At 51.8% G+C, this 1,296-nt stretch carries 1 rRNA gene; it reads left to right on the top strand.

The window, feature by feature from the left end:
- Positions 1 to 1,296: ribosomal RNA gene (locus tag Q0852_RS23585) — 23S ribosomal RNA — on the top strand; the annotation flags it as partial.

The following is a 1,296-nucleotide window of genomic DNA, read 5'->3' on the forward strand; positions in this document are numbered from 1 at the left end:
CATAGTTGCTAGGATTAGACCCGAAACCAGGTGATCTAGCCATGGGCAGGTTGAAGGTGAGGTAACACTTACTGGAGGACCGAACCGACTAATGTTGAAAAATTAGCGGATGACTTGTGGCTAGGGGTGAAAGGCCAATCAAACCTGGAGATAGCTGGTTCTCCCCGAAAGCTATTTAGGTAGCGCCTCGGACGAATACTACTGGGGGTAGAGCACTGTTAAGGCTAGGGGGTCATCCCGACTTACCAACCCTTTGCAAACTCCGAATACCAGTAAGTACTATCCGGGAGACACACGGCGGGTGCTAACGTCCGTCGTGGAGAGGGAAACAACCCAGACCGCCAGCTAAGGTCCCAAAGTTATAGCTAAGTGGGAAACGATGTGGGAAGGCTCAGACAGCCAGGATGTTGGCTTAGAAGCAGCCATCATTTAAAGAAAGCGTAATAGCTCACTGGTCGAGTCGGCCTGCGCGGAAGATTTAACGGGGCTAAGCTATACACCGAAGCTGCGGCAATGTGACTTGTTCACATTGGGTAGGGGAGCGTTCTGTAAGCGGTTGAAGGTGCATCGTAAGGTGTGCTGGACGTATCAGAAGTGCGAATGCTGACATGAGTAACGATAAAGGGAGTGAAAAACTCCCTCGCCGGAAGATCAAGGGTTCCTGTCCAACGTTAATCGGGGCAGGGTAAGTCGACCCCTAAGGCGAGGCCGAAAGGCGTAGTCGATGGGAAACAGGTTAATATTCCTGTACTGCTTATAACTGCGATGGGGGGACGGAGAAGGCTAGGTGGGCCAGGCGACGGTTGTCCTGGTTCAAGGGTGTAGGCTGTAATCTTAGGCAAATCCGGGATTACTTAAGGCTGAGACCCGATGTCGAGCTGCTACGGCAGTGAAGTCATTGATGCCATGCTTCCGGGAAAAGCCTCTAAGCGATAGGTTATAAGGAATCGTACCCCAAACCGACACAGGTGATCAGGTAGAGAATACCAAGGCGCTTGAGAGAACTCGGGTGAAGGAACTAGGCAAAATGGTACCGTAACTTCGGGAGAAGGTACGCTGCCGGCGGTGAAGAGACTTGCTCTTGGAGCTGCTGGCAGTCGCAGATACCAGGTGGCTGCAACTGTTTATTAAAAACACAGCACTGTGCAAAATCGAAAGATGACGTATACGGTGTGACGCCTGCCCGGTGCCGGAAGGTTAATTGATGGGGTTAGACTTCGGTCGAAGCTCTTGATCGAAGCCCCGGTAAACGGCGGCCGTAACTATAACGGTCCTAAGGTAGCGAAATTCCTTGTC

Origin of the sequence: uncultured Photobacterium sp. (genome assembly GCF_947502415.1) — a bacterium.
In the GTDB taxonomy this organism is placed as follows: Bacteria; Pseudomonadota; Gammaproteobacteria; order Enterobacterales; family Vibrionaceae; genus Photobacterium.